Annotated in this window: 31 protein-coding genes and 1 tRNA gene; 22 read left to right on the forward strand and 10 right to left on the reverse strand. The window is 76.0% G+C overall.

The genetic code is table 11. The features are described from left to right. The 3 genes from VER05_RS16585 to VER05_RS16595 all read left to right on the forward strand — a co-directional run. Positions 1-373, forward strand: a 373-nt coding sequence (locus VER05_RS16585) for a hypothetical protein (RefSeq protein WP_324846422.1), incomplete at its 5' end; no start/stop codon positions are given. Further along, positions 370-1104 (forward strand): hypothetical protein, encoded by a 735-nt coding sequence (locus VER05_RS16590; protein ID WP_324846423.1) that lies wholly within the window; start codon positions 370-372, stop codon positions 1102-1104. The genes VER05_RS16585 and VER05_RS16590, both read left to right, overlap by 4 nt. Then, positions 1101-1703, forward strand: coding sequence for a signal peptidase I (locus tag VER05_RS16595; RefSeq protein WP_324846424.1), 603 nt, complete (start codon positions 1101-1103; stop codon positions 1701-1703). Before VER05_RS16590 ends, VER05_RS16595 begins: the two co-directional genes overlap by 4 nt. A gap of 7 nt (positions 1704-1710) precedes the next feature. Here the strand turns inward: VER05_RS16595 and VER05_RS16600 are convergent, their stop codons facing one another. Then, a complete protein-coding gene (locus VER05_RS16600) occupies positions 1711-2136 on the reverse strand; it encodes an organic hydroperoxide resistance protein (RefSeq protein ID WP_166944672.1) in 426 nt (141 codons plus the stop codon). Positions 2137-2245: 109 nt separating this feature from the next. Here VER05_RS16600 and VER05_RS16605 point away from each other — a divergent pair, with 109 nt between their 5' ends. The 4 genes from VER05_RS16605 (at position 2246) to VER05_RS16620 (ending at position 6115) form a co-directional block, all read left to right on the forward strand. Next, positions 2246-2878, forward strand: a complete 633-nt coding sequence (locus tag VER05_RS16605; RefSeq protein ID WP_324846425.1) for a helix-turn-helix domain-containing protein — start codon at positions 2246-2248, stop codon at positions 2876-2878. Next, positions 2875-3654, forward strand: coding sequence for a sulfite exporter TauE/SafE family protein (locus VER05_RS16610; RefSeq protein ID WP_324846426.1), 780 nt, complete (start codon positions 2875-2877; stop codon positions 3652-3654). The genes VER05_RS16605 and VER05_RS16610 overlap by 4 nt, the downstream gene beginning before the upstream one ends. Before the next feature lie 113 nt (positions 3655-3767). Continuing rightward, a complete protein-coding gene (locus VER05_RS16615; RefSeq protein ID WP_324846427.1) occupies positions 3768-5042 on the forward strand; it encodes an aspartate kinase in 1275 nt (424 codons plus the stop codon). Beyond that, on the forward strand, positions 5039-6115 hold the full coding sequence (locus tag VER05_RS16620; protein WP_324846428.1) for an aspartate-semialdehyde dehydrogenase: 1077 nt from the start codon (positions 5039-5041) through the stop codon (positions 6113-6115). Before VER05_RS16615 ends, VER05_RS16620 begins: the two co-directional genes overlap by 4 nt. Positions 6116-6187: 72 nt before the next feature. Here the strand turns inward: VER05_RS16620 and VER05_RS16625 are convergent, their stop codons facing one another. Beyond that, positions 6188-7126, reverse strand: coding sequence for an NADP-dependent oxidoreductase (locus VER05_RS16625; RefSeq protein WP_324846429.1), 939 nt, complete (start codon positions 7124-7126; stop codon positions 6188-6190). A gap of 181 nt (positions 7127-7307) precedes the next feature. Between VER05_RS16625 and VER05_RS16630 the strand changes: the two genes are divergently transcribed. The 6 genes from VER05_RS16630 to VER05_RS16655 all read left to right on the forward strand — a co-directional run bounded on the left by VER05_RS16630 (position 7308) and on the right by VER05_RS16655 (position 12498). Next, positions 7308-7700, forward strand: coding sequence for a GntR family transcriptional regulator (locus VER05_RS16630; protein WP_324846430.1), 393 nt, complete (start codon positions 7308-7310; stop codon positions 7698-7700). Further along, a complete protein-coding gene (locus VER05_RS16635; RefSeq protein ID WP_324846431.1) occupies positions 7697-8617 on the forward strand; it encodes an ABC transporter ATP-binding protein in 921 nt (306 codons plus the stop codon). The genes VER05_RS16630 and VER05_RS16635 overlap by 4 nt, the downstream gene beginning before the upstream one ends. Further along, the gene (locus VER05_RS16640) at positions 8614-9384 is read left to right on the forward strand and encodes a hypothetical protein (protein WP_324846432.1); all 771 of its coding nucleotides are present in this window, start codon (positions 8614-8616) and stop codon (positions 9382-9384) included. Before VER05_RS16635 ends, VER05_RS16640 begins: the two co-directional genes overlap by 4 nt. Before the next feature lie 90 nt (positions 9385-9474). Beyond that, positions 9475-10452, forward strand: a complete 978-nt coding sequence (locus tag VER05_RS16645; protein ID WP_324846433.1) for an ABC transporter ATP-binding protein — start codon at positions 9475-9477, stop codon at positions 10450-10452. Position 10453: 1 nt separating this feature from the next. Next, complete coding sequence (locus VER05_RS16650; protein ID WP_324846434.1) at positions 10454-11224, forward strand: ABC transporter permease; 771 nt, start codon at positions 10454-10456, stop codon at positions 11222-11224. A 101-nt stretch (positions 11225-11325) separates the two neighbouring features. Next, entirely contained in the window at positions 11326-12498 is a 1173-nt protein-coding gene (locus VER05_RS16655; RefSeq protein ID WP_324846435.1) for a GGDEF domain-containing protein, read from the forward strand. Positions 12499-12674: 176 nt separating this feature from the next. Here the strand turns inward: VER05_RS16655 and VER05_RS16660 are convergent. The 3 genes from VER05_RS16660 to VER05_RS16670 all read right to left on the reverse strand — a co-directional run bounded on the left by VER05_RS16660 (position 12675) and on the right by VER05_RS16670 (position 16248). Continuing rightward, positions 12675-12748 (reverse strand) — tRNA-Pro (locus VER05_RS16660). 87 nt (positions 12749-12835) lie between these two features. Then, positions 12836-13813 carry a metallophosphoesterase gene (locus VER05_RS16665; RefSeq protein WP_324846437.1) on the reverse strand — a complete coding sequence of 326 codons (978 nt, stop codon included), beginning with the start codon at positions 13811-13813 and terminating at the stop codon, positions 12836-12838. Further along, positions 13810-16248, reverse strand: a complete 2439-nt coding sequence (locus VER05_RS16670; RefSeq protein WP_324846438.1) for a transglycosylase domain-containing protein — start codon at positions 16246-16248, stop codon at positions 13810-13812. Before VER05_RS16670 ends, VER05_RS16665 begins: the two co-directional genes overlap by 4 nt. A 247-nt stretch (positions 16249-16495) precedes the next feature. Between VER05_RS16670 and VER05_RS16675 the strand changes: the two genes are divergently transcribed. From VER05_RS16675 to VER05_RS16685, 3 genes are read left to right on the forward strand one after another with little or no spacing between them, the layout of a single operon-like run. Further along, a complete protein-coding gene (locus VER05_RS16675) occupies positions 16496-16798 on the forward strand; it encodes a WhiB family transcriptional regulator (protein ID WP_324846439.1) in 303 nt (100 codons plus the stop codon). Between the two features lie 33 nt (positions 16799-16831). Further along, a complete protein-coding gene (locus VER05_RS16680) occupies positions 16832-16993 on the forward strand; it encodes a DUF4177 domain-containing protein (RefSeq protein ID WP_203669286.1) in 162 nt (53 codons plus the stop codon). Continuing rightward, entirely contained in the window at positions 16990-17472 is a 483-nt protein-coding gene (locus tag VER05_RS16685; RefSeq protein WP_324846441.1) for a RidA family protein, read from the forward strand. Before VER05_RS16680 ends, VER05_RS16685 begins: the two co-directional genes overlap by 4 nt. An 82-nt stretch (positions 17473-17554) precedes the next feature. On the opposite strand, the gene VER05_RS16690 is transcribed toward VER05_RS16685, so the two are convergent. Together VER05_RS16690 and VER05_RS16695 are read right to left on the reverse strand one after the other, a co-directional pair. Then, positions 17555-18190, reverse strand: coding sequence for a Crp/Fnr family transcriptional regulator (locus tag VER05_RS16690; protein ID WP_203669331.1), 636 nt, complete (start codon positions 18188-18190; stop codon positions 17555-17557). A 93-nt stretch (positions 18191-18283) separates the two neighbouring features. Next, a complete protein-coding gene (locus VER05_RS16695; protein ID WP_324846442.1) occupies positions 18284-18706 on the reverse strand; it encodes a hypothetical protein in 423 nt (140 codons plus the stop codon). A 161-nt stretch (positions 18707-18867) separates the two neighbouring features. Here VER05_RS16695 and nth point away from each other — a divergent pair, with 161 nt between their 5' ends. Beyond that, on the forward strand, positions 18868-19611 hold the full coding sequence (gene nth / locus VER05_RS16700; RefSeq protein ID WP_324846443.1) for an endonuclease III: 744 nt from the start codon (positions 18868-18870) through the stop codon (positions 19609-19611). 73 nt (positions 19612-19684) lie between these two features. Here nth and VER05_RS16705 read toward each other — a convergent pair whose 3' ends face one another. The 3 genes from VER05_RS16705 to VER05_RS16715 all read right to left on the reverse strand — a co-directional run bounded on the left by VER05_RS16705 (position 19685) and on the right by VER05_RS16715 (position 22741). Next, positions 19685-20608 (reverse strand): alpha/beta hydrolase, encoded by a 924-nt coding sequence (locus tag VER05_RS16705; protein WP_324846444.1) that lies wholly within the window; start codon positions 20606-20608, stop codon positions 19685-19687. Positions 20609-20619: 11 nt separating this feature from the next. Then, the gene (gene nhaA, locus VER05_RS16710) at positions 20620-21891 is read right to left on the reverse strand and encodes a Na+/H+ antiporter NhaA (protein WP_324846445.1); all 1272 of its coding nucleotides are present in this window, start codon (positions 21889-21891) and stop codon (positions 20620-20622) included. 112 nt (positions 21892-22003) lie between these two features. Beyond that, positions 22004-22741 (reverse strand): response regulator transcription factor, encoded by a 738-nt coding sequence (locus tag VER05_RS16715; RefSeq protein ID WP_324846446.1) that lies wholly within the window; start codon positions 22739-22741, stop codon positions 22004-22006. Positions 22742-22899: 158 nt separating this feature from the next. On the opposite strand from VER05_RS16715, the gene VER05_RS16720 reads away from it, so the two are divergent. The 5 genes from VER05_RS16720 to VER05_RS16740 all read left to right on the forward strand — a co-directional run. Further along, the gene (locus VER05_RS16720) at positions 22900-23667 is read left to right on the forward strand and encodes a hypothetical protein (RefSeq protein WP_324846447.1); all 768 of its coding nucleotides are present in this window, start codon (positions 22900-22902) and stop codon (positions 23665-23667) included. A gap of 49 nt (positions 23668-23716) precedes the next feature. Next, on the forward strand, positions 23717-24151 hold the full coding sequence (locus VER05_RS16725; protein ID WP_324846448.1) for a thioredoxin family protein: 435 nt from the start codon (positions 23717-23719) through the stop codon (positions 24149-24151). Between the two features lie 48 nt (positions 24152-24199). Continuing rightward, on the forward strand, positions 24200-24679 hold the full coding sequence (locus VER05_RS16730; RefSeq protein ID WP_324846449.1) for a DUF4395 domain-containing protein: 480 nt from the start codon (positions 24200-24202) through the stop codon (positions 24677-24679). A 166-nt stretch (positions 24680-24845) separates the two neighbouring features. Then, positions 24846-25442 (forward strand): FABP family protein, encoded by a 597-nt coding sequence (locus tag VER05_RS16735; protein WP_324846450.1) that lies wholly within the window; start codon positions 24846-24848, stop codon positions 25440-25442. A gap of 1 nt (position 25443) precedes the next feature. Then, positions 25444-26349 (forward strand): folate-binding protein (locus VER05_RS16740; protein ID WP_324846451.1); only part of this gene is annotated, 906 nt, incomplete at its 3' end.

The raw sequence follows: 26349 nt of genomic DNA on the forward strand, positions 1-26349 counted from the left end.
CACCGCGGTGCGCGTCGCGCCGACCGAGGACTACGTGCTGGTGCTCGGCAGCGACGGACACGCCTACGTGTGGGGGCGGTACTCCTACGCCCGCGGGGTCGACCCGGGCACGGGGCTGATCTCGTCCACCAACATCCGCGAGCCCGCGCGGATGACCGCGCTGGGCCAGGTCGTCGCCGTGTCGGGCCACGGGTACACCGGCGGGGCGCTCCGCGCCGACGGCACGCTCGTGCTCTGGGGCGGCACCACGCAGGGCGGGACCAGCAACACCTACCGGGCCGTGCGGGACTCGTTCGGTCCGACGGGCATCGGGATCGCGAGCGCGCAGCCGCTCACGGCGCTCGTGCTGCCCGGGACGGAGGCGGCGCAGTGAGCCGGCACCCGGCGCCCCGCGGCGGCGCGGCGCCGCGGTCCCGCCGTCGCCCGGCCCGGCGCCGGCTGCCCGCCCCGCCGCGGCTCCGGCGCGCGCCGGCCCTCGCGGTGCTGGTGGCGGCGGTCGCGCTGCTCGCCGGCGTCCTGGCCGGCACCCTGGCGACGTCGGCGGCGTTCACCAACGCGGCCCGGCTGGACCTGGGTGCGGACGGCCTCGGCTCGTCGACGGCGTTCGACGTGGTGCTGGTGGCCGACGACGGCACCGTCCGGCAGGCGCCCGACGGCGACCCGCTCGCGGTCCCGGTGCCCGGTGCCGACGCCCTGGTGCCGGGCCGCACCGTCGAGGTGGCGGTGCGGGTCGCGAACAACCACCCCGACCTGCGCGCGGCGCTCGCCGTCGCGGTGGCGGGCACCCCCGTCGCCGGCACGCCGGACATCACGCCCTGGCTCCGGGTGACGGTGCTCGACGCCGACGGGACGGCCGTGCTCGGCACCGGCGACCCGGCCGACGGCGTCGCGCTCGGCACCGCGGGCGCCGCCGGGGTGCTCGCCGCCCGCGGCGCGGAGGGCGTCGCGGACGGGGCCGCCTGGTCGGCCGGCGCCGCGGGGTCCGACCGCGGGTACCGGGTGCTCGTGCACTACCTCGACGACCCGGCGACCGAGCCGCTGAACGGCGGCCGGGCGCTGCTCACCGTGCGGGTGGCGGCGGAGTCGACGGAGGCGGCGGCGTGACGGCGGCGGTGGAGCGGGTCACCCGGCGGTCGCTGCGCGCGGGCGGGCGCGGCGCGGCGGCGCGCGGCCGCGGCGGGACCGCGGGCGGCCGGGCGCGCCGCGCGGGCGGCCGGGCGGCGCGCGGGCTCCAGCAGGGCGTGCTGGACGTGGCCGCCGTGCTCGGCGCGCTGTCGATCCTGGCGGCGGTGGCCTGCCTGGCGCTCGGCGTCCGCCCGGCCGTGGTCGTCTCGGGGTCGATGGCGCCGGGCATCCCGGTGGGCGCGCTGACCGTGGCGCGCACGGTCCCCGCGGAGCAGGTCGCGGTGGGCGACGTGGTCACCGTCCCGCGCACCACCGGCGCCGGCCTGGTCACCCACCGGGTGGTCGAGGCGGCGCCGGCGGGGGACGGCCGGTCCACGGTCCTGCGGCTGCAGGGCGACGCGAACGCCGAGCCCGACGCGCTGCCGTACACGGTGACCGAGGTCGGGCAGGTGCTCGGCTCGGTGCCGGGCGTGGGGTACGCGGTGTCCTGGATGCAGCAGCACCTGCTGCTGGTGGTGGCCGCCCTGCTGGTCGTCACGGCGCTGGCGACGGCCCCGTTCGGCCGCCGCCGCGCCTGACCACGCGTCAGGCGACCGTGGTGTCCAGCTGGACGTCGATGTTGCCGCGGGTGGCGTTCGAGTACGGGCACACCTGGTGCGCCTGCTCGACGAGCTTCTCCGCCGTCGCCTGGTCGACGCCGCCGATCTCGACGTGCAGCGCCGCGCTCAGCGTGTAGCCGCCGGTGCCGTTCGGCAGGATGCCGATGTCGGCGACCACGGCGGAGTCCTGGATCGGGGTCTTGGCGGCGGCGGCGACGCCCTTGAGCGCCGAGTGGAAGCACGCGGCCCAGCCGGCGGCGAACAGCTGCTCGGGGTTGGTGCCGCCGCCGGGGCCGCCCATCGGGGCGGGGACGGCGAGCGTGAGGTCGAGGACGCCGTCGTCGCTGGTGACCTGGCCCCCCGCGCGGCCCTCGCCGGTCGAGGTGGCGGTGGCGGTGTAGAGCGCGCTCATGCGGGTACCTCCGGGTAGAGTTACTAGTTCGTCTACTAGGCAACCACACCCGGCGCGCCCGTGCCAGACTGGCGGGACCGCGACCACGTCACACCGTCGAGGGAGCCCCATGACGACCACCGGCCTCGCCTGGCCGCCGCTGGCCGACCCCACCTCCGAGGCCGCGCCCGGCTCGCCCGTCGCCGCGCGCATCCTCCGCGCCGCCACCGGCCTGTTCTACGACGAGGGGATCCGCGCCGTGAGCGCGGACCGGGTGATCGCGGCCGCCGAGGTGAGCAAGGTGACGTTCTACCGGCACTTCGCGTCCAAGGACGCCCTGGTGGTGGCGTACCTGACGGCGGTGGCCGCGAGCGAGCGCGCGGCGCTGGCCGCGGCGGACGCCGCGCACCCGGACGCCCCCGCGGCGGTGCTGCGCGGGTACGCCGACGTGCTCGGCCGCGAGTCGTGCGCCCCGGGGTTCCGCGGCTGCCCGTTCATCAACGCGGCCGCCGAGTACGCGGACCCGGCGCACCCGGTCCGGGCCGTCGTCGCCGAGCACCGGCGCTGGATGGTCGGGACCGCCGCGGCGCTGCTGGGCCGGCTCGGCCTGACGGACCCGGAGGCGGCCGCCGAGGAGCTGGTGATCCTGCGGGACGGCGCGATGGTCGCCGGGTACGTCGGGGGCGAGGAGCGGGCGCGCGCCGTGGCGGCCGCGCTGCAGCACGCGGGCGCGGCCGTGGTCGCCGCCCACCGCCCCGCGTGACGGTCTCGGGCCTGGAGCTCACGGTCGGGACCGTGGTGCTCCTGGTGCTGGCCGGGTTCGCCGCGGGGTGGGTCGACGCCGTCGTGGGCGGGGGCGGCCTCGTCCAGCTGCCGGCCCTGCTCCTGGTCCCGGGCATCAGCCCGGTGCAGGCGCTCGCGACCAACAAGCTCGCCGGGATCATGGGCACCTCGGTCAGCGCGGCCACCTACTACCGGCGGGTGCAACCGGGCCTGGGGACGGCCGGGCCGATGGCGCTGGCGGCCCTGGCCGGCGCCGGCGGGGGAGCGGCCCTGGCGTCGCTGCTGCCCGAGGAGGTGTTCGTGCCGGTGATCCTCGTGGCGCTGGTCGCCGTCGCGGTCTACACCGTCGCGCGCCCGCAGGTCGGCCGCGCCACGGAGCTGCGCTGGCAGGGCCGCACCCACCTGCTGGTCGCGCTCGCGCTCGGGGCCGGCATCGGGTTCTACGACGGGCTGCTGGGCCCGGGCACCGGGTCGTTCCTGGTGATCGCGCTGGTCGGGGTGCTCGGCTACGCGTTCCTCGAGGCGTCGGCGCAGGCGAAGATCGTCAACGCCGCGACCAACCTCGGCGCGCTGATCGTGTTCGCCGCGCAGGGGGCGCCGCTGTGGCGGCTCGGCCTGCTGGTGGGGGCCGCGAACATCGCGGGCTCCTACCTCGGCGCGCGCACGGCGGTCGCGCGCGGCAGCGGCTTCGTCCGGGTCGTGTTCCTCGTGGTCGTCGCGGTGCTGATCGTGCGGCTCGGGGCCGAGCTGCTCTGACGGTCCCGCGATGCGGGCGGCCCGCGGCCGCGTGCCGCCCGCGGCCTAGACTTCCGCCGACCCCGGCGGTCGCCGCCCGGCGCCCGCGACCCCGCAGCAGGAAGCTCCCTCCCGTGGCCCTCATCGTGCAGAAGTACGGCGGTTCCTCGGTCGCCGACGCCGACAGCATCAAGCGCGTCGCGAAGCGGATCGCGGAGGCCAAGCGCGGCGGCGACGACGTGGTGGTCGTGGTGTCGGCGATGGGCGACACGACGGACGAGCTGATCGACCTGGCGCAGCAGATGACCCCGCTGCCGCCCCAGCGCGAGATGGACATCCTGCTGACCGCGGGCGAGCGCATCTCGATGTCGCTGCTGGCCATGGCGATCAGCAGCCTGGGCGTCGAGGCGCAGTCGTTCACCGGCCAGCAGGCCGGCGTCATCACCGACTCCGTGCACGGCAAGGCCCGGATCATCGACGTGACGCCGAGCCGGATCCAGCAGGCCGTCGACGCCGGCGCAGTCGCGATCGTCGCGGGCTTCCAGGGCGTCACCCAGCACACCAACGACGTCACGACGCTGGGTCGCGGCGGGTCGGACACCACCGCCGTGGCGCTCGCGGCCGCCCTGCACGCCGACGTCTGCGAGATCTACACCGACGTCGACGGCGTGTTCACCGCGGACCCGCGCATCGTGCCGTCGGCCCGCAAGATCGACCGGATCACCTACGACGAGATGCTCGAGATGGCGGCGAGCGGCGCGAAGGTCCTCGTGCTGCGCTGCGTCGAGTACGCGCGCCGGTACGGCGTCCCCGTGCACGTGCGCTCGTCGTTCTCGACCCACCCGGGCACCCTGGTGACGGATGCCGCGACGGAAGAAGGAGCACCGATGGAGCAGCCGATCATCGCCGGCGTCGCGCACGACCGCAGCGAGGCGAAGATCACGATCGTCGACGTCCCGGACGTGCCCGGCAAGGCCGCGCGCATCTTCGAGGTCGTCGCCGGGTCGGGGGTCAACCTCGACATGATCGTGCAGAACGTCTCCGTCGCGTCGACCGGCCGGACGGACATCTCGTTCACGCTGCCCGCCACCGACGGCGCCGCCGCGACCGCCGCGCTGACCCAGCACCAGCCCGACATCGGCTTCACGTCGCTGCAGTACGACGACACCATCGGCAAGCTGTCGCTGATCGGGGCCGGCATGAAGTCGCACCCCGGCGTGTCCGCCCGGCTGTTCGCCGCGCTGTCGGACGCCGGCATCAACATCGAGATGATCTCGACCTCGGAGATCCGGATCTCCGTGGTGACCCGCGCCGACCAGCTCGACGAGGCCGTGCGCGCGGTGCACACGGCCTTCGACCTGGACAGCGCCGACGAGCAGGCCGTGGTGTACGGGGGGACGGGGCGATGAGCGCGAGCGTCAGCAGCAACGGGGGCCTGCGGGTCGGCGTCGTCGGCGCCACGGGCCAGGTCGGCGCCGTCATGCGTCGCCTCCTCGAGGAGCGCGACTTCCCGGTCGCGGAGATCCGGTACTTCGCCTCCGCGCGGTCCGCCGGGACCACCCTGCCGTGGCGCGGCGAGGAGATCACGGTCGAGGACGCGGCCACGGCCGACCCGACGGGCCTCGACATCGCCCTGTTCTCCGCCGGCGGCACCACCTCGAAGGCGCAGGCCCCCCGGTTCGCCGCCGCGGGCGTCACCGTCGTCGACAACTCGTCCGCGTGGCGGATGGACCCCGACGTGCCGCTGGTCGTGTCCGAGGTGAACCCCGGCGCGCTGGACGAGGTGCGCAAGGGCATCATCGCGAACCCGAACTGCACCACGATGGCCGCGATGCCGGTGCTGCGGGTGCTGCACGAGGAGGCCGGCCTGCGCCGGCTCGTCGTGTCGACGTACCAGGCGGTGTCGGGCTCCGGCCTGGCCGGCGCGCGCGAGCTCGACGAGCAGGTGCGCGGCGCGGTCGAGCAGGACACGCTCGCGCTCGTGCACGACGGCGCCGCGGTCACGTTCCCGGAGCCGCAGAAGTACGTGGCGCCGATCGCGTTCAACGTGATCCCGCTGGCCGGCAACCTGGTCGACGACGGCAGCCTCGAGACCGACGAGGAGCAGAAGCTCCGCAACGAGTCCCGCAAGATCCTCGGCATCCCCGACCTGCTGGTGTCCGGCACCTGCGTCCGGGTGCCCGTCTACACCGGGCACTCGCTGTCGATCAACGCCGAGTTCGACCGGCCGATCACCCCGCAGCGCGCGTACGAGCTGCTCGCCGGGGCGCCGGGCGTCCAGCTGGCCGACGTCCCGACGCCGCAGCAGGCCGCGGGCGCCGACCCGTCGCTGGTCGGCCGCATCCGGCAGGACCCGGGCGCGCCCGACGGGCGGGGCCTGGCGCTGTTCATCTCGAACGACAACCTGCGCAAGGGCGCGGCGCTCAACGCCGTGCAGGTCGCGGAGCTGCTGGCCGAGCGCCTGGGCGCCGCCACCGCCTGACCCGCGCGGAGGACCCGCCGCCCCCGGCTCGCGCTGCGCCGGGGCGGCGGGTCCCTCGTCGTGGGCACCCGGTCACGAGGCCGACGGGACCACCACGACCTTGCCGTGCACGCGCCCGGCGTCGGCGTCCGCGTGCAGCGCCGGGAGCGCGGCCAGCGGCACCCGGCCGGCGATCTCGACGCGCAGGTCGCCCGCGTCGACCAGGGCGACCAGCTCCCGCAGCGCGTCCGCGTCCGGGTGCAGGTAGACGGTCACCGCCCGCACGCCGCGCCCCGGGTCCTCCGGCGTCGGCACCCGCGGCGTCGTCGAGACGACCACGCCGCCGTCGCGGACCCGGGTGGCGAGGGCGGCGAAGTCCTCCTCGGTGATCGGCGCGAGGTTCAGCAGGACGTCGACGGGCTCGGTCACGGCGTCGAGCACCGGCATCGTGGTGTGGTCCACGACCTCGTCCGCCCCCGCGGCCCGGACGGACGCCGCGCTGCGCGGGCTGGCGGTCGCGATGACGTGCGCGCCGGCCCGGTGGGCGAGCTGCACGGCGTACCCGCCCACCGGCCCGCCCGCGCCGTTGATCAGCACGCGCTGCCCGGCCTGCAGATCGCCGGCCTCGAACAGCGCCTGCCAGGCGGTGAGCCCGACGGACGGCAGGCCCGCCGCGTCGGCGAGCGGGACGGAGGCCGGCGCCGCGACCAGCGCCTCCGCGGGGGCGACGACGTACTCCGCCGCCGAGCCGTCGGCCGCCATCGGCAGGAAGCCGACGACCGCGTCGCCCGCCGCGAGCCCGGTCACGCCCGCGCCCAGGGCGTCGACCGTGCCGGACACGTCGTAGCCCGGGGTGTGCGGGAGCGTGATCGGGATCGGCAGGAAGCCGCCCCGCATGCCGCCGTCCGCCGGGTTGTAGGCCGAGCCGGCGACCCGGACGCGAACCTCGCCCCTGCCGGGCACGGGCGGCTCGACGTCCTCGTAGCGCAGGACGCCCGCGTCGCCGGTCTCGTGGAACCGCACTGCCTTCATGATGACTCCCGTGTGGTCGGTGCTTCGGATTCGCAGCGACGCCGAGGACGCTACCGGTGCTGCGAATCAGAAGCAAGTGCTGCGAAGTCGAAATGTGCCACGGGGTTGTGCGCCGCCCGGGCTCTGTGGTTCATTGGTGGAGTAACGAACCCGTGAACCGCCGCGCGAGAGGAGGCCGACCGTGTTCGACGGCCGCGACCCGATCTACGTGCAGATCGCCGACCAGATCCGCCAGGACGTCCTCCGCGGCGACCTCCAGCCCGAGGAGCAGGTGATGAGCACGACGCAGTACGCCACCACCTTCCGCATCAACCCGGCCACGGCCGCGAAGGCGTTCGCCCAGCTCGTCGACGACGGGATCCTCTACAAGCGCCGCGGCGTGGGGATGTTCGTCGCGCCGGGCGCCCCGGACCGGCTCCGCGCCGAGGGCCGGGAGACCTTCTTCGCCGAGACGGTCGACCCGGTGGCCGACCACGCCCGCGCGCTCGGCATCCCGCTCGAGGACGTCATCGCCCGGCTGCGCGCGCACGCCGCCCGCACGGCGGGCGCCCACCAGGACGGGGCGGCGTCGTGACGGCCCCCGCCGGCCCGCTCGGGATCGAGGCCCGCGCCCTGGGCGTCCGGTACGGCGCGAAGCCGGCCCTGGACGCCGTCGACGTCGCGGTCCCGGCGGGGTCGATCACCGGCCTGCTCGGCCGCAACGGCTCCGGCAAGACGACGCTCGCGTCCGTGGTCGCCGCCTTCCGCCGCCCGACCTCCGGGGCCGTGCTCGTGGGCGGCGAGGACCCGTGGGAGAACGCGGAGCTGCTGCCGCGGGTGCTGCTGGTGCGCGAGTCGGGCGACGTGCTGGACACCGAGAGCCTGCGCACCAACCTGCGGTTCGCCGAGGAGTGCCGGCCGGCGTTCTCCCGCGACGTCGCCGAGCGGCTGATGGACCGGTTCGAGCTCGACCCCGGCGCCAAGCCGCAGAAGCTGTCCCGGGGCCAGAAGTCGGCGTTCGGCATCGTGCTGGGCATCGCCGCCCGGGCGGACCTGACCATCCTCGACGAGGTGCACCTCGGCCTCGACGCGCCCTCCCGGTACGCGTTCTACGACGCGCTGCTGGAGGACTACGTCGAGCACCCCCGCACCATCGTGCTGTCGAGCCACCTGATCGGGGAGATCGAGCGGCTCCTCGAGCACGTGGTCGTCCTCGACCACGGCCGGGTGCTGCTGGCGCAGGACGCCGACGCGCTGCGGGTCACCGGCGTCTCCGTGACCGGGCCCGCCCGCGAGGTCGAGCGGTTCGTGGTCGGCCGCACCGTCCTCGGCCGCCAGCAGCTCGGCGGCACCCTGCAGGCGACCGTGCTCGCCACGCTCGCGGACGGCGAGGCGGCCGACGCGCGCGCCGCCGGCCTCGACCTGGGGCCCGTCCCGCTGCAGGACCTGTTCGTGCACCTGACCGCCGACGGCGCCGCGGACGCGGCGCGCGAGCTCGGGAGGGCCCGATGAGCGCCACCACCCGTCCGCTGTTCCCCACCCGACCGGCGACCCGGCAGGGCCCGGTCCTGCGCACGACGACGTGCCTGCTCACCTGGTTCGGCCAGGTGGCGGCCTGGTACTGGGCGATCGTGCTCGTGGTGGTCGTCGCGGTGCCCCTGGTCGTCGACGCGGTCGGCGACGTGGGGACCTCCACCATCTGGTTCGCGCGGCAGAGCGGGGTGTGGTTCCCGTTCTCGATCATGATCGGGATCGCCACCACGTACCCGCAGGTGCACGTCGCGAGCGGGATGACCCGGCGCAGCTACGTGCACGGCGCCCTGCTCGCCGCGTGCGGCACGGCCCTCGCGTTCGCGGTCCTCATGGCCGGCGGGCTCATGGCGGAGCGCGCCTGGTACGGGGCCATGGGGTGGCGCTGGTCGCTGCAGGACCAGGGCTGGTTCGACCCCGACGTGACCTTCGGCAGCCTGCTCGTCGCGTACCTGGCGACGTTCGTCGTCGCCTACGTCAGCGGCCTGCTGGTCGGCACGGTGTACGCCGTGGCCGGCGGCTGGTGGGGCACGCTCACCCTCCCGCTCACGGCGGGCCCGTCGCTCGCCATGACCATCCTGGTCGGCAACTCCCACGACTGGGTCCCGTTCTCGGACCTGTTCGGCGGCACCGGCGAGAGCACCCCGCTCGCGCTCGTCGTGACCGTCGCCGCCGTCCTGGCGCTGGCCCTGGCCGCCGCCTTCTGGGTGATCGCCACCCGCCGCGTGATCGCGCCCCGCCGCGGCTGACCGCCGCGCGACCCGACGCGCCCGCGGGCGCGCCGCACACCCCCTGCACGACCCGCCCCACCCGCACCACGCGCGAGGGAGACCTGAGTCATGCCCGGAGCAGAGCCCGTGATCCACGCGGAGCACCTGGAGAAGCGGTACGGCCGCACCGTGGCCGTCGCCGACGTCAGCCTGACCGTCCGCCGCGGCGAGATCGTCGGCGTGCTGGGCCGCAACGGCGCCGGCAAGACCACCACCGTCGAGATGATCGGCGGCCTGCGCGAGCCCGACGGGGGCACGGTCCGCGTCCTCGGGCTCGACCCGTCCGGCCCCGCGGCCGACCGCGCCGCCCTGCGCGAGCGGGTCGGGCTGCAGCTGCAGGAGTCGGCGCTGCCGCAGCGGATCACGGTCCGCGAGGCGGTCGAGGAGTACGCCTGCTTCTACGACGACCCGGCCGACCCGGACGAGCTGCTGCGCGACCTCGGGCTGGCCGACAAGGCGGGCACGCAGTTCCGCGCGCTGTCCGGCGGCCAGAAGCAGCGGCTGTCGATCGCGCTCGCGCTCGTGGGCGACCCCGAGATCGCGGTGCTCGACGAGCTCACCACCGGCCTCGACCCGCAGGCCCGCCGGGACACCTGGGACGTCGTCGAGGGGGTGCGGCGGCGCGGCGTGACGATCGTGCTGGTCACGCACTTCATGGAGGAGGCCGAGCGGCTCTGCGACCGCGTCGTGCTGGTGGACGCCGGCCGGGTGGTCGCCGAGGGCACGCCCGCGGAGGTCGCCGCCCGGGTCGGCGCGGACCAGACGCTGACGTTCCGGCCCTCGGCGCCGGTCGACGCGCCCGCGCTCGGCGCGCTCGGGTCCGTCGGCTCCGTCGACCTGGCGCCGGACGGGACCGTGCGGGTCCGCGGCACCGGCAACGTGGTGCAGGACGTCATGGTCGCCCTCGCGGGCGCCGGCGTCCGGCCCGACGACCTGCGCGTGCGGCGCAGCACCCTGGAGGACGCGTTCGTCTCCCTGACCGGCGCGCCGGTCGGCGGCGACGCGAGCGCCCCCGCCCCGTCCGCGACCGACCGTGTGGAGGCCTGACGTGTCCGCGACCAGCCCCCGGGTGCTCCGTCGGGTCACCGCCGTCGAAGGGCGCCTCGCCCTGCGCGAGCCCTCGAACGTGTTCTTCGCCGTGCTGTTCCCCGCCGTGCTGCTCGCCGTGCTCGGCCTGGCGATGCCGTGGGGGTCGACCCCGTTCAGCGAGGACGACCCGCTGCTCTCGCGGATCAACGGGATCACCGGCTACACGCCGGTCGTCCTGACGCTGGCGGTCGGCACCGTCGCGCTGTCGGTCTACCCGATCACGATCGCCACCTACCGCGGCACCGGCGTGCTGCGCCGGCTGTCCACCACGCCGCTGCCGCCGTCACGGCTGCTGGTCGCCCAGGTGCTGGTGAACGTCGCCGCGCTGCTGGTGGCGGCCGGGCTCGCGCTCGCCGTCGGGATGCTCGTCGTCGACGTCAGCGCCCCGGAGCGGCCGGGCGTCGTCCTGGCCGGGTTCCTGCTGGCCGCCACGTCGACGTTCGGGGTCGGGTCGCTCATCGCGGCGCGGGCGCCGACCGCCGGCGCGGCCACCGGGATCGGGATGACGGTCTACTTCGTGTCGCTGTTCTTCGCCGGGGTGTGGCTGCCGCTGCCGATCATGCCCGAGGTGGTCCAGCAGGTCGCCGCGTGGACGCCGCTCGGCGCCGGGTCGCAGGCCATGCTCGACGGCTGGGTGGGCGCCGGCGTGCCGGTGCGCGAGCTGCTGGTCATGGCGGGCTGGACGGTCGTGCTGCTGCCGCTGTCGGCCCGGCTGTTCCGCTGGCGCTGACCGGCCCGCTCCCTGGGAGCGTGCTGGGCATCACGTCGAGAAATGGTGCAGAACTCAACCAATCGCTGAAGAGCCGCCGACCGGTCGCCGATGAACCGGGTATGCCCCCCGTCGCGCCCGGACGCCGCGCGCACGGCCGGACGCCCCCCGAGGCGCCCGTCGTCGTGCGCCTGCTGGCGCACGTCCCGGCGTGGGCGCGCTCGGGCGGCAGCGCCGCGGCCGCCGGGCGGGTGCTCCTGCTGTTCGGCGGCGCCGTCGTGATCGTCGGGGCGCTGTGCCTCGGCGTCGACGGGCACGGGCTGCGGGTGCTCGCGGCGATGTCCGGCGCGATGCTCGCGCTCGTGGCCCTGAGCCTGCGGGTGCGGTGGCACCGGGACGGCTGGGGCACCCTGGCGTTCCCGCTCGCGCTCCTGCTGGCGCTCGGCGCGGTCGGCCTGACGACGACCGGCATCGCCAGCGCGTTCGTGGGCCTGATCCCGCTGTGCTTCGTGTACGCGGGGCTGTTCCACCCCGGCCGCGCCGCGCTCGCGCTGCTGCCCGCCGCGTGCGGCGCGTACGTCGCGATGGCCACGGCGCTGAACGGCAACGCCGTGGTGCGGCTCGCGATCTACGCCGTCACCTGGTGGGGCACCGCCCAGGTCATCGCGCTCGCCACCGCGTACCAGCGCGACCTCCGCCGGCGGCTGCGGTCCGACGCCCGCACCGACGTCCTGACCTCGCTCGGCAACCGCCGGGACCTCGACGAGCGGCTGGCCCGCGCGGTGCCGGGAGACTGCGTCGTCATCGCCGACCTCGACCACTTCAAGCGCGTGAACGACACCCGCGGCCACGCGGCGGGGGACCAGGTGCTGGAGCGGTTCGGCCACGTGCTCCACGAGCACCTGCGCCGGCGCGACTACGCCGCGCGGTACGGCGGCGAGGAGTTCGTCCTGATCCTGCCCCGTACCGAGCCGGTGCAGGCCGTGAACACGCTGCGGGCGCTGCGCGCGGAGTGGGCCGAGGAGGGCACCGGCGTGACGTTCTCCGCCGGCATCGCCCTGATCACGCCCGGGGCCGCCGCCGGCTCGGCGCTGGCCGCCGCCGACATCGCGCTGTACCGGGCGAAGCAGGCGGGGCGGGACCGGTTCCGGATCGCGACGGAGGGGCTGGCCGTCGCGCGCCGCGGCGCGGGCGAGGCGGAGGTCCCGGGCGGGGCCGGGGTCGCGGGCGTGCGCGACCACTCGAGCGACCGCCCGGAGCCCGGCGCCCGGCGGGACCAGCACGCGGGCTGCTGACGCCCCGCGCCCCCGGCGTGCGCCGAGATCGGTGCTCCGGCGCGAGATCGGTGGGTGCAAGCACCGATGTCGAGCGGCAGCACCGATCTCGACGTAGGTCTCCGGGGCGGGTCGCAGCGCGCCGGGGACGACGAAGGCCCGGACCGTGCGGTCCGGGCCTTCGTCGTTCTCACCGGTCGGGGTGGCGGGATTCGAACCCACGACCTCCTCGTCCCGAACGAGGCGCGCTACCAAGCTGCGCCACACCCCGGTGAAGCCCGCCCAGCATAGCCGACGCGGGGCGGTGGTCGTGCATCGGGACCGGCCCCCGGGCGCGAAGTGTGAGCAGCGTCGCGTCTCAGGCCGCGACGAGCGTCAGCAGCGTGGCCTCGGGCCGGCACGCGAACCGCACCGGCGCGTACGGCGACGTGCCCAGCCCGGCGCTCACGTGCAGCCAGGTGGAGTCCGCCCCGCCCCGCGCGTCCGGGCGGGCGCCGGGCCAGCCGTGCAGGCCCTTGGCCCGGTCCCGGGGCAGGTCGCAGTTGGTGACGAGCGCGCCGTACCCGGGCACGGCGAGCTGGCCGCCGTGGGTGTGCCCGGCGATCACCAGGTCCGCGCCGTCCGCGTGCATCGCGTCGAGGACGCGGCGGTACGGCGCGTGGGTGACGCCCAGGTGCAGGTCGACGTCGCCGCGCGCGGCGCGCGCCACCCCCGCGTCGTCGACCACCGGGGCGGGACGGACGTCGTCGGGCCCCCCGGCGGCGGGGAACCGGTCGCGGTCCAGGTGCGCGTCGTCGGTGCCCACCAGCGAGATCCGCCGGCCCGCGGCCTTGACCTCGTCGCGGCGGTTGGTGAGGTCCACCCAGCCCGCCGACCGGAACCGGTTGCCGAGCTCGCGCCACGGCAGCTCGACCGGCGGCCGCGGCGGCGCGGTGCGCGCGTCGGGCAGCAGGTAGCGGGCCGGGTTCTTCGGCGACGGGGCGAAGAAGTCGTTCGACCCCCAGACGAAGGCCCCGGGGGTGTCGAGGTGCGGCTCCAGCGCGTGCAGCAGCGCCGGCATGGCGTCGAGGTGCGCCCAGTTGTCCCCGGTGTCGACCACCAGGTCGGGGCGGAGCGTCGCCAGGTCGCGGACCCAGTCGACCTTCCGGTGCTGCCCGGGGGTCAGGTGCAGGTCGGACAGGTGCAGGACGCGCAGCGGCTCCTGGCCGTGCGGCAGCACCGGGACGGTGACCTCGCGCAGCGCGTACCAGCGGGACTCGACCAGCGTGCCCCAGGCGACCGCGGCGGCACCGGCGAGCGCGGCGCCGCCGAGGGCGCGGGCGACGGGGTGGGTCATCCGTTCCCGCCGTTGCCGTTGCCGCCGCCACCCCCGCCGGCGTTGCCGCCGCCGGGGTTGGCGCCCCCGGCGTTGGGATCCGTGCCGGGTGCGGGCGCCGCCGGGCCGCTCGACAGCGTCAGGGTGATCGAGCTGCCCGCCGGCGCGCTGCCGGACGGGCTCTGGCTGACGACCGAGCCGGGCGTGATGTCCGAGGCCGTGGTGCCGCCGACCGAGGCCGAGAAGCCGGCGGCCCGCAGCTCGTTGATCGCGGTGTTCTGGTCCTTGCCGACCACCGAGGGGATCGGGATCGCCCGCCCGTACACGCTCTCGCTCGACGGCTGGTCGAACCCGGGGTTGGGCTGGCCGTCGGCGAGCGCCTGGTCCATGAACCGCTTCCAGGTCGCGCCGGCGACGGTGGCGCCGAACACGTAGGGGATGTACCGGCCGTTGATGGTGATCCGCTGCATCGGCGTGAACGAGTCGGGGAACCCGACCCACACCGCCGACACCAGGCGCGGCGTGTAGCCGACGAACCAGGTCTGCTCGTTGCGGCTGGTCGTGCCCGTCTTGCCGGACGCGGTGTAGCCCTGCGGCGCGCCCAGGCTCTTGGCCGTGCCGTTCCACACGTTGCTCAGCGCGTAGTTCATCGACCGCGCGACCTCGGGGTCGATCGCCTGCTGGCAGCCCGCGTCGGGGACCGGCAGGTCGGCGCCGTCGGCGTCCTTCACGTTCGTGATCGCGATCGGCTTGCAGTAGACGCCGCCCGAGGCGAACGCCGCGTACGCGCCGGCGAGCGCCAGCGGGGTGGTGGAGTCGGAGCCCAGGACGTTGGCCGGGTACGCGTTGAACGGCTCGCCCTCGACCCCGGACGGGGACTGGGTGACGCCGAGCGCCGCGGCGCCGTCCATGATCGCGCACAGGTCGAGCTGCATCGCCATCGTCAGGTACGCGAGGTTCACGGAGTTCCGGGTCGCGTCCAGGATCGTCATGCTGGCGCTGGCGCCGCCCTCGGAGTTGCCCGGCGTCCAGGAGTTGTTGATGCCCTTCGAGCCGCACGCCGTGAACTGGTTCTCGTTCAGCGGCCGGACGCTGCCGTTGACCCGCTCGCTGAGGCTGTGGCCCTGCTTGAGCCACTCCAGCAGGGTGAACGGCTTGAAGGTCGAGCCCGGGGCGAAGCCGCCGGACCCGCCGTACGAGTACGAGGTGTTGTAGTTGACCGAGGTGTCCCGCCCGGTCGCCTCGGCGGTGTTGTTGTAGGTGCGGTTCTGGGCCATCGCCTTGATCTGGCCGGTGCCCGGCTCCACGACGGAGATGGCGGAGCCGACGGCCGAGCCGTCGTCGACCGGGACGCCGTTCTTCACCTCGGTGTCGGCCTCGGTCTGCAGGCGCGGGTCCAGCGTGGTGGTGATGGTCAGGCCCCCGCGGTACAGCCTCTCCTCGCGCTCGTCGGCGGTCTCGCCGAACGCCGGGTCGTTGCGGATCACGTTGGTCACGTAGTCGCAGAAGTACCCGGAGCCCTGCACCACGTTGCCGGCGGCCATGCAGCCGCTCTGCGCCTCGCTCACGACGAGGGTGGCGGCGATCGGCGCGGCGATGCCCGCGTCGTACTCCTCCTGCGTGATGTAGCCCTGCTCGTTCATCAGGCGCAGCACGATGTTGCGGCGGCCCTCGGAGGCCTCGGGGTTCCGCACCGGGTCGTACGCGGTCGGGCTCTGCGTGATGCCCGCGATCGTGGCGGCCTCGAGGTAGGTCAGGTCCACGGCGTGCTTGCTGAAGTACCGCAGGGCCGCGGACTCGACGCCGTAGGTCGCGACGCCGAACTGCGCGATGTTGAGGTAGTTCTCGAGGATCTGGTCCTTGGTCATGGTCTTCTCGAGGGCGATGGCCAGCTTGGCCTCGCGCAGCTTGCGCGCGTAGCCCTCGGTGCCCTCGGCCTCGCGGGCCGCCTCCGCCGCGGCGAGGTCGCCGTCGCGGACGGCCGTCTCGATCAGGACGTTCTTCACGTACTGCTGCGTCAGCGTCGACGCGCCCTGGGTGGAGTCGCTGATCTGGTTCTTCACCAGCGCGCGGACCATGCCGGCGGGGTCGATGCCGCCGTGCTGGTAGAACCGCTTGTCCTCGGTCGCGACCACGGCGTTCTGCATCTGCACGGACACCTGGTCGAGCGGCACGACGACGCGGTTCTCCGAGAAGAACTCGGCCAGGACCGTGGTGCCGTCGTTGGCCAGCATCACCGACTTCTCGGACAGCGGCTTGGTCTCGAGCTCCGACGGCAGGTCCTCGAACGCCTCGACGCTCAGGTCGGTCGCGGTGTTCGCGACGGCGACGGTCGGCAGCACGAGCCCGGCGGTCAGCAGTCCGCCGACGCCGGCGGTCAGCACGAAGGCGAGCAGCAGCGCCAGCGCCTGCACGACGGTGACCTGCCGCCCGCGCGGCGAGGGGGAGGGAGCCATGCCCGCCAGGGTACGGGAGCCACCCCGGCGGCCGCCGGTCGTCCACAGGGCCCGGGGGGACCTGCACCGTACCTGCACACGCGGGGCCCCGCTGGCCGACCAGGCGGAACAACCCGAACGGAGGATGCGATGGGACGAATCCACCCGCTACGGTCGGGCGCAGCAGGGGGGACTGCCGCACCGGATCGTCGCACGACGGTCCGCGGGTGGTGCTGTCCCGTTCGCAGGGGACAGTAGGGATGAGTCGATGACGATCGCGGGGCCCGACGGGCACTGGACGGCGAGCGCGAAGTGCGGCGCCGGAGGGGTAGCGCCCGACGCGCTGTTCGTGGAGGGGGCCGCCCAGCGCGACGCCCGGGCCGTGTGCGCGGGGTGCTCGGTGCGGCTGCTGTGCCTGGCCGACGCCCTCGACTCGCGCGCCGATTTCGGCGTGTGGGGCGGGATGACCGAGCGCGAGCGGCGCGCGCTGCGCCGGCGTCGCCCGGAGGTGGAGTCCTGGTACGACGAGCTGCTCGGCTCCGAACCGGTGGAGCAGGCGGCCGGCGCCTGACCGGTGTCCGCGGGGCACGGCTAGGGTGGCGCCATGGCCACCACCACGTGGGAGTACGCGACCGTCCCCCTCATCGTCCACGCGACCAAGGCGATCCTCGACCAGTGGGGTCAGGATGGCTGGGAGCTCGTCCAGGTCCTGCAGTCCGAGACCGGGCTCGTCGCCTACCTCAAGCGCCCGACGGGCGAGAGGTGAGCGGCACGGTCCTCGCGCGCCTCGCGGAGCTCGGCATCGAGCTGCCCCGGGTCGCCGCGCCCGTCGCCGCCTACGTCCCCGCCGTCCGCACCGGCGACTACGTCCACACGTCCGGCCAGCTGCCGTTCGTGGCGGGCGAGCTGCCGGTCAGCGGCAAGGTCGGCACCGGACCCGGCCAGGTGTCGCCGGAGACGGCGCAGGGCCTGGCCCGCACCGCGGCGCTGAACGCCGTCGCCGCCGTCGCCGCGCTCGTCGGGGACCTGGATCGCGTGGTCCGGGTCGTGAAGGTCGTCGGGTTCGTGTCGAGCGACCCGGCCTTCACCGGCCAGCCCGGCGTGATCAACGGCGCGAGCACGCTGCTGCACGAGGTGTTCGGCGAGGCGGGCGTGCACGCGCGCTCGGCCGTGGGCGTCGCCGTGCTGCCGCTGGACTCGCCCGTGGAGGTCGAGATCGTCGTGGAGCTCGCGCCCGAGGCCTGAGCGCCCGCCGACGCGAACGGCCCGGCCGCGCCCCGAGGGGCTGCGGCCGGGCCGTCGTCGTCGGTGCGTGCGGGTGCGCGCCTCAGCGGGCGCGGCGCTCCAGGCGGTCGACGTCGAGCAGCACGATCGCGCGGCCCTCGCGCCGGACCCAGCCGCGCGCGGCGAAGTCGGCGAGCGCCTTGTTCACGGTCTCGCGGCTGGCGCCGACGAGCTGCGCGAGCTCCTCCTGCGTGAGGTCGTGCGCGACGCGGACGCCCTCGTCGGTCTGCTGGCCGAACCGGTGCGACAGGTCGAGCAGCGCCTTGGCCACGCGGCCGGGCACGTCGGAGAACACCAGGTCCGCCAGGGCGTCGTTCGTGCGGCGCAGCCGGCGGCCGAGCGCCCCCAGCAGGTGCTTGGCGACGGTGGGGTTCTGCTCCAGCCACGGGATGAGGTCGTGGTGGCCGAGCTCGAGCACGACGGCGTCGGCGAGGCCGGTGGCCGTGGCGGTGCGGGGGCCCGGGTCGAACAGCGAGAGCTCGCCGAACATCTCGCCGGGGCCGAGCACGGCGAGCAGGTTCTCGCGGCCGTCGGAGGACCGGCGGCCGAGCTTGATCTTGCCGGAGCGGATCACGTAGAGCCGGTCGCCCGGCTCGCCCTCGTGGAACAGCACCTCGCCGCGGGCGACGTGCACGGGCGCCATCGACGCGAGCAGCGTCCGGGACGCCTCGGGGTCCATGTTCTGGAACAGGGGCGCCGTGAGCACGACGTCGTCCTCCACGGGAGGAACCTCACCTTCTTGCCGGGATGTGACGCCCCTCAGTGTGCCTCATCACGCGCCGGCAGGACGGCGGAGCGCGTCGACGCCTCCCTCGGTGACGTCGCGGGCGAGCCGGTCGATGTACCGGTCGGTCAGGCGGCGCAGCGCGTCCTCGAGCCGCATCTCGTAGCGGGCGAGGCGCAGGTCCAGGTCACGGAGCCTCGGCAGCTCGTGCACCTCGGCGATCGGCAGCCCGCCCCGGACGGCGGCGGCGAGCTCGGCGGCCGGCGGGACGTCGACGGCGGAGTCGCCCAGGACGCTGCGCACGTCCGCGCACGCGCCGGGCGCCTGCGGGGGCGCGGCGGCGGCCACGGCGAGCTCGAGGCGGTCGCGCACCAGGCGCCGCCAGCGGACGACGTGCTGGTGCTCGAGGCGCAGCGCACCGCGCTGCCGGCGCAGCTCGACGAGCTGGTCAGCCGTGCCGGCCAGGGTCATGCGGTCCGCCCACTCTCTCGGACGACCCGTACGGCCACAGGTCGCGTCCCCCCGTCTTTCGACGCCGGGCATGCCCGACTTGAGAAGTTGGTCATGTGATCAACTCCCCAGATCACTCGCCTAGAGCAACCGGTTCCCCCGGGGGGACCTACGCTGGCCGCATGAGCCCCGCCCGGCCCCGCGCGGCGTCCGCGCCGGCACCCGCCGCGGACCGGCCGCCGGTCGCCCTGGTCCGCCGCGCGCGCCGGGTGAACCGGGCGCTGGCGGCGCGCTGGCCGGACGCGCGGTGCGAGCTCGACTTCCGGTCCCCGCTGGAGCTCCTGGTCGCCACGGTGCTGTCCGCGCAGACCACCGACGTCCGGGTCAACCAGGTGACGCCGGCGCTGTTCGCGCGCTACCCCGACGCCGCGGGCTACGCGGGTGCCGACCCCGCCGAGCTCGAGGAGCTGATCCGGCCGACCGGGTTCTTCCGGGCCAAGGCGCGCTCGCTGCAGGGCCTCGGGCAGGCCCTGGTCGAGCGGTTCGACGGCGAGGTCCCGCCCCGGCTCGAGGACCTCGTGACGCTGCCCGGGGTCGGGCGCAAGACGGCGAACGTCGTCCTGGGCGACGCGTTCGGCGTGCCCGGCATCACGGTCGACACCCACGTGGGCCGGCTCGCCCGGCGGCTGGGCTGGACGACCGAGGAGGACCCGGTCAAGGTCGAGCAGGACATCGCCGCGCTGATCCCGCGGCCCGAGTGGACGCTGCTCAGCCACCGGCTGATCTTCCACGGGCGACGCACCTGCCACGCGCGCAAGCCGGACTGCGCCACCTGCCCGATCACCCGGGACTGCCCGTCCGCGCTGGTCCGCGTCGGCGCGCCCGCGCCCCCGCCGCCCCCGCCGCCCCCGCCGAGCGGGCAGTAGGCGTCGCTTCCGGGCGGCGTCAGGGGACATCGACCGCCCGCTCGGCGGGCCGCGCGGTCCCGCGCGGGGAGGGCTAGCCGAGCTCGCGGAGCCAGTCGCGGAGGAGGGCGGTGACCCGGTCGGGCTCCTCCTCGGGCAGGTAGTGGCCCGCGCCGGCGAGCATCTCGAACCGGTAGTGCGGCCCGAGCCGGCGGGCCACGGAGCCGTCCGCCATGGCTCGGGACACCGTGTAGCAGCCGTCCGACCCGCCGTGCACCTGCAGCGTCGGGACGGGCGCGGCGTCCCGCAGCGCGACCGCGTGCCGGCGGCCGTCCGCGCGCACGCCCGAGCGGTACAGCCAGCGGACCTGCTCCAGGGCGGAGTGCGCCGCGAACGGCACGTGCGCCGCCCGGCGGTACAGCGCGAGCGCCGCGGGGTCCGGCCAGCGGGGGCCGCCCCACTCGCGGAGCAGCTTCGCGACGAGGTCGCCGCGGGTCATGGCGCGCTCGGGCAGGTAGGGCACCTGGATCTCGGCCATGCGGCGGGCGGCGCCGGCGCGCAGGCCGGAGCGCGGGTCGGCGCGGCGGGTCAGCGGGTGCGGGGCGGACAGCACCGCGACGCCCCGGGTCAGGCCCGGGTGGTAGGCCGGCATCGCCCAGGCGACGTCGCCGCCCCCGACGCCGTGCCCGACGACGACCGCGCGGTCGCAGCCGAGCGAGCGGACCACGCCGGCGACGTCCCGGGTCAGCGTGGGGACGTCGTAGCCGCTCGGCGGCTTGTCCGAGCCGCCGGTGCCGCGCAGGTCCATGGCGACGACGCGGTGCCCGTCCTCGGCGAGGGCGGGCAGCTGGTGGCGCCACGCCCACCACAGCTCCGGCAGCCCGTGCAGCAGCACCACCAGCGGGGCGTCCCGGTCGTCGGGGCCGGCGACGGCCACGTGGAACCGCGAGCCGTTCGCCGGCACGAAGTGGTGCCGCCACGGGCCGTCGAGCAGGAGGGCGGCGGAGTCGACGGTCATCGACGCCGAACCTACCGCGTCCGGCCCCCGACCCGGCGGGACCGGTGCGCCCGGTCGCGCGCCGCGAGGGCCGCCCCGCCGAGCACCGCCGCCGTCGTCGAGGCGAGCAGGATCGCGACCTTGAGGTGCTCGTCGTGCGGGCTGCCCGCGCCGAACGCGAGCTCCCCGATGAGCAGGGAGACGGTGAACCCGATGCCGGCGAGCAGCCCGACGGCGCCCACGTCCCGCCAGTGCAGGTCGGGGGCGAGGGCGGCGCGGGTGAACCGCGCGACCAGCCAGGTCGCCGCCAGGATGCCCAGCGGCTTGCCGACGACGAGGCCGAGCGCGACGCCCTGGGCGACGGGGTCCCGCACGGCGTCGGCGACCGCCCCGCCGGACAGGGGCACCCCGGCGGCGAACAGCGCGAACACCGGGACGGCGAACCCGGCGGAGACGGGGCGCCAGCGGTGCTCGAGCCGCTCGGCGACGCTCGCGGTCTCACCCGGACGGGCGAGCGCCGGCGCGGTGAGGCCGAGCAGCACGCCGGCGATCGTCGCGTGCACACCCGACGCGTGCATGAGCGCCCACGCCGTCACCGCGAGCACGAGGAGCGCGGCGTGCCCGGCGACCCCGGGCCGGCGCACCCGGACCAGCAGCGCGAAGGCCGCCACCGCCACGAGCGAGGCGGCCAGCCAGACGAGGTGCAGCCCGTCGGTGTAGACGACGGCGATGATCACGATGCCGAGCAGGTCGTCGACCACGGCGAGGGTCAGCAGGAAGGCCCGCAGCGAGGCCGGCAGGCTCCGGCCGACCACCGACAGCACGGCGACGGCGAACGCGATGTCGGTCGCGGTCGGCACCGCCCAGCCCCGGGTCGCGCCGCCGTCGGCGGTCGCGTTGACCAGCAGGTACAGCAGCGCCGGCGCGGCCATGCCGCCCACCGCCGCGACGACCGGCACCACGGCGGTGCGCACGCGCCGCAGCTCGCCGTCGACGATCTCCCGCTTGAGCTCGACGCCGACCACGAAGAAGAAGATCGCGAGCAGGCCGTCGGTCGCCCAGGACGCGAGGCTGAGGTCGAGGTGCAGCGCCGCCGGGCCGACCACCGTCTCGGAGATCGTGGTGTAGGACGCCGACCAGGGCGAGTTCGCCCACAGCAGCGCGACCACGGCGCCCACCAGCAGCAGCACGCCGCCGGTGCGCTCGGCGCGGAGCGTGTCGAGCAGGTTCGCGAGCCCGCCGGGGGTCAGCGCGCCGAACAGGCGGGAGCCGGACTCGTCGGTGGGGGGCGGGGTGGTGGTCACGGTGCAGGCTCTCCGCGGGGTCGACGAGGTGGACGCCGACCAGACTTCCCGGCACACCGCGCAGGATCGTACCGGGACCCCGTCGGCCCGGCCCCCGGGCGGGCCCGGGCCGTCAGACGTCCGCGGCGACCTCGGCCGGCGACGCCGCGGCGCTGCCGCTGTCGGCGGACCGCCGGTCCTTGGGCGGGTCGAACCGGTAGCCGACGTTGCGGACCGTGCCGATCAGCTGCTCGTGCTCGGGGCCGAGCTTGGCGCGCAGGCGCCGGACGTGGACGTCGACCGTGCGGGTGCCCCCGTAGTAGTCGTAGCCCCAGACCTCCTGGAGCAGCTGGGCGCGGGTGAACACGCGGCCCGGGTGCTGCACCAGGTACTTGAGGAGCTCGAACTCCTTGTACGTGAGGTCGAGCGGGCGGCCGCGGAGCCGGGCGGTGTAGCCGCCGGCGTCGATCATCAGCTCGCCGGACGAGATCTCCTGCGGCTGGTCGTCGTAGGAGGACCGGGCGGCGCGCTCGATGACCAGGCGGAACCGGGTCTCGACCTCGGCGGGCGTGGCGTTCTCGAGCACGATGTCGTCGGCGCCCCACTCGGCCGTGACGACCGTGAGCCCGCCCTCGGTGAGCACCAGCACGAGCGGCACGGTGAGGCCGGTCGCGCGGAGCAGGCGGCACGTGGTGCGCGCGGTCACCAGGTCGCGGCGCGCGTCGAGCACGACGATGTCGGCGTCGGGTGCGTCCACGAGCGCGGAGGGCTCCACGGGCAGCACCCGGACCCGGTGGGACAGCAGGCCCAGCGCGGGCAGCACCTGGGACGAGCCCCCCGACGCGGGCGTGAGCAGCAGCAGGTCGGCCACGCAGCGGCCCTCCTCCCGTCCGAATTGGGGGACACGGTACCCCTCGGATGTCACGGGGCACCGCGCGTCCGCGACACATGACGGTGGTACAAGCGGGCGGCGCCCCCGGGCCCGGCGCGACCCGCCCGATGCCGGGTGCGGGGCCCCGGGATGCGAGGATGGCGCCCGTGCCCGCCTCGAACCGCGCCGTGACCACGGCCGTCCTGGCGACGCTCGTCGCTGTCGCCGGCGTCCTCGGGGGCGTCTCGCTCGCCGGCCGGGACGGCGTCGTCCTCGCCGCCCTGCTGATCGTCCTCTCGGGCGTGCTCGCGCTCGGCTGGCCCCGGGTGGCCGGGCTGCCCGCGCGCGTCGGCAGCGGGGTGGTGATCGGCCTCGCCGGCGTCGCCGCCGTCGTGGTCGTGCACGTCACCACCACCGAGCCGCTGCTCGGCGACGTGCCCGCGGTGTTCGCCGGGGCGGTGCTGGCCGCCTTCGTGGCCGAGCTCGCGCGGCGGGACGGGCGCGAGCGGCTGGTCGAGTCCGTCGCCGGCACGGTGGCCGGCGCCCTGGTGCCGGTGTGCGCGGCCGGGTGGCTCGCCGCCGAGCGCACCGCCGCGGGCGACGCCGTCGTGGTGACCGGGGCGGTCGCGCTCGCGGTCGCGTCCGCCGTCACGGCGCTGCCCCTGCGCGGCTGGGCGGGCGCGGGCGCCACGCTCGGCGCGGCCGTCGCGGGCGGGCTGGTCGCGGGCGCCGCGCTGCCGACGGTCGGGCTGCTGTCGGGCGCGCTGCTCGGGGCCGCGACCGGCGTCCTGGTCGCCGCGGGCGACGCGCTGTTCGACCGGCTGCCGGCCCTGGAACATCGTCTCGCGGGGTGGGCGGTCGCTGTGCTGCCCGTCGCCGTCACCGGCATCCTGGTCTACGTCGTCGGCCGCGTGCTCGTCGGCTGACGACCGGGCCGCCCGCCGGGCGCGCCCGCGCCGGGACCCGGGGGTGGGCATGGGGCTGCGCGTCCTGCTCGTCCTCGGCGTGCTCGCGGTCGCCGTCGTCGCCGGCCTGCTGTGGCGGTCGCGGAACGGGCGCTTCGTGGCGTCGCGCGGCGGGGGCGACGACCGGCTGACCGGCGCCGACCTCGGCGCGCCGCTCGGGTCGGCTGCCACGTTCCTCCAGCTGTCCTCCGAGGCGTGCGCGCCGTGCCGCAGCACCGCCGCCGTGCTCGGCGCGCTCGCCGCCGCGCGGCCGGGCCTCGCGCACGTCGAGGTCGCCGCCGAGGAGCGCCTCGACCTGGTCCGCCGGTTCGACGTGCTGCGCACGCCCACGGTGCTGGTGCTGGACGGCGCCGGCGCGGTGCGCGGCCGGCTGTCCGGCGCGACGACCCGGCAGCAGGCGGTCGCGGCGCTGGACGCGCTCGACCGCTGTCCCGCCGCCGCCTGACGGGCCGCGCGCCCGACCACGCCCGCCCCCACCTCCCGGGAGACCGCCGTGCCCGCACAGCCCCGCACGCCCGCACAGCCCGCGCCCGCGCCCGCCGCCCCGGCCGGCATCGATCCCCGCGGCCCCCGCGTCGGCGCCGCGCTGACCGCCGTGCTGCTCGTCGTCGTCCTGCTGCTGCCCGGCGCCGCCGCGACCGCCGCGCTGGCCGTCGTCGCCGCGCTGTTCGCCGTCGGGGCCGCCCGCGGGGCCCAGGGCTCCGTCCAGGGCCTGCTCTACCGGCGCCTCGTCCGGCCGCGGCTGGCCCCGCCCGCCGAGCTGGAGGACGCCCGGCCGCCGCGGTTCGCGCAGCTGGTCGGCCTGGTCATCACGGGGGCGGGCGTGCTGCTCGCGATGCTGGGCGTCCCGGGGGCGGTGCCGGTCGCCGCGGCGCTGGCGCTCGTCGCCGCGGTGCTCAACGCGGCCTTCGGCCTGTGCCTCGGCTGCGAGCTCTACCTGCTCGGCGTCCGGGTGCGGCACGCCCGGGCCTGACGGGTCGGGAAGGCACGGGGCCGCGTCGTCGTTAGGATCGGCAGATGCACGCACTCGAGATCGTGTTCATCGGTCTGCTCGTCGCCGCGACGATCACCATCGGGTGGTTCTCCGGCTTCGTCGTCTACCGGCTGTTCAAGGGACAGCGCTGACAAGAAGGGCTTCCATGGCGTTCACGCTGCCCGAGGGCCTCGCCCCGGAGATGTACCCGCTCGCCTGGCTCGTCGGGCGGTGGCACGGCGAGGGCGTCGTGGGGTACCCGGGGATCGAGGAGACGGCGTTCACCCAGGACGTGGTGATCGACCACGACGGCGGCCCGTACCTGTCCTACACGTCCACCATCCGGCTCGTCGTCGTGCCGGACGACGCCTCGGCGATCGCCGACGCCGACGGCACCCCGGCCGACGCCGCCCCCGCCACCGCGGACGGGGACGCGGACGGCGCGGTGTGGTCGACGGAGCAGGGCTACTGGCGCATCCCGCCGGAGCGGCCCGAGGGCATGGGCTCCGCGCTGTCGCCGGTCGAGCTGCTGCTCGCCGACCCGTCCGGGCACGTCGCCGTGTACGTGGGCGCGACCGGCAACGGCCGGATCGACCTCGTCAGCGACGTGATCGCGCGCACCGCGTCCGGCGCCGAGGTGTCGGCCGGCAAGCGGCTGTACGGCCTGGTCAACGGCGAGCTCATGTGGGCGCACGACCTGGCGGCGTTCGGGCACGAGCTGCAGTCGTACGCCTCCGCGCGGCTCAGCCGCGTGACGGACTGACATGCCCGACGACGTCGCCGCCGAGCCCGCCGCCCCCCGGCACCGCAGCCCGCTGCTGGACCGGCACGGCGCCGTCGCCGCGTCCGGCCCCGACGCGGGCGTGGCCTGGCACTACGGCGACCCGACCGCGGAGCAGCGCGCGCTGACCCGCGGCGGCGCCGTCGTCGACCAGTCGCACCTGGGCGTCGTCCGGGTGACCGGCCCGGACCGGCTGACCTGGCTGAACTCCATCACGTCGCAGGAGCTCGCGGCCCTGGCGCCGCGGACCTCGACCGAGACGCTCGTGCTCAGCCCGCAGGGGCACGTCGAGCACGCCGCCGCCGTCGTGGACGACGGCGAGGCCACCTGGCTGATCAGCGAGACCGCCCCCGCGCTGGCGACGTGGCTGGACCGGATGCGGTTCATGCTGCGGGTCGAGGTCGCGGACGTGACCGACGACTGGGCCGCGATCGGCGAGCCGGTCGACGCCGAGGGCGCGCCGGACGAGCCGGTCACCTGGCGCGACCCCTGGCCGCGCACGCTGCCCGGCGGCACCCGGTACGGCCTGCCCGACGCCGAGCACCCCGGCGCGGACCGCGCCCGGCGGCTCGTGCTGGTCCCGCGGGCCGACCTGGCGGACGCCGTGCGGGCGCGCGAGGCCGCGGGCTGGCCGCTCGTCGGCACCTGGGCGAGCGAGGCCGTGCGCGTCGAGGCGTGGCGCCCGCGCGCCGGCCGCGAGGTCGACCACCGGACCATCCCGCACGAGCTCGACTGGCTGCGCACCGCCGTGCACCTGCACAAGGGCTGCTACCGCGGCCAGGAGACGATCGCGCGGGTGCACAACCTCGGCCGGCCGCCGCGCCGGCTGGTGTTCCTGCACCTCGACGGGTCGGGGCACGTGCTGCCCGACGCGGGGTCGCCGGTGCTG

Source organism: Cellulomonas sp. (assembly GCF_035634735.1).
Classification (GTDB): Bacteria; Actinomycetota; Actinomycetes; order Actinomycetales; family Cellulomonadaceae; genus Cellulomonas.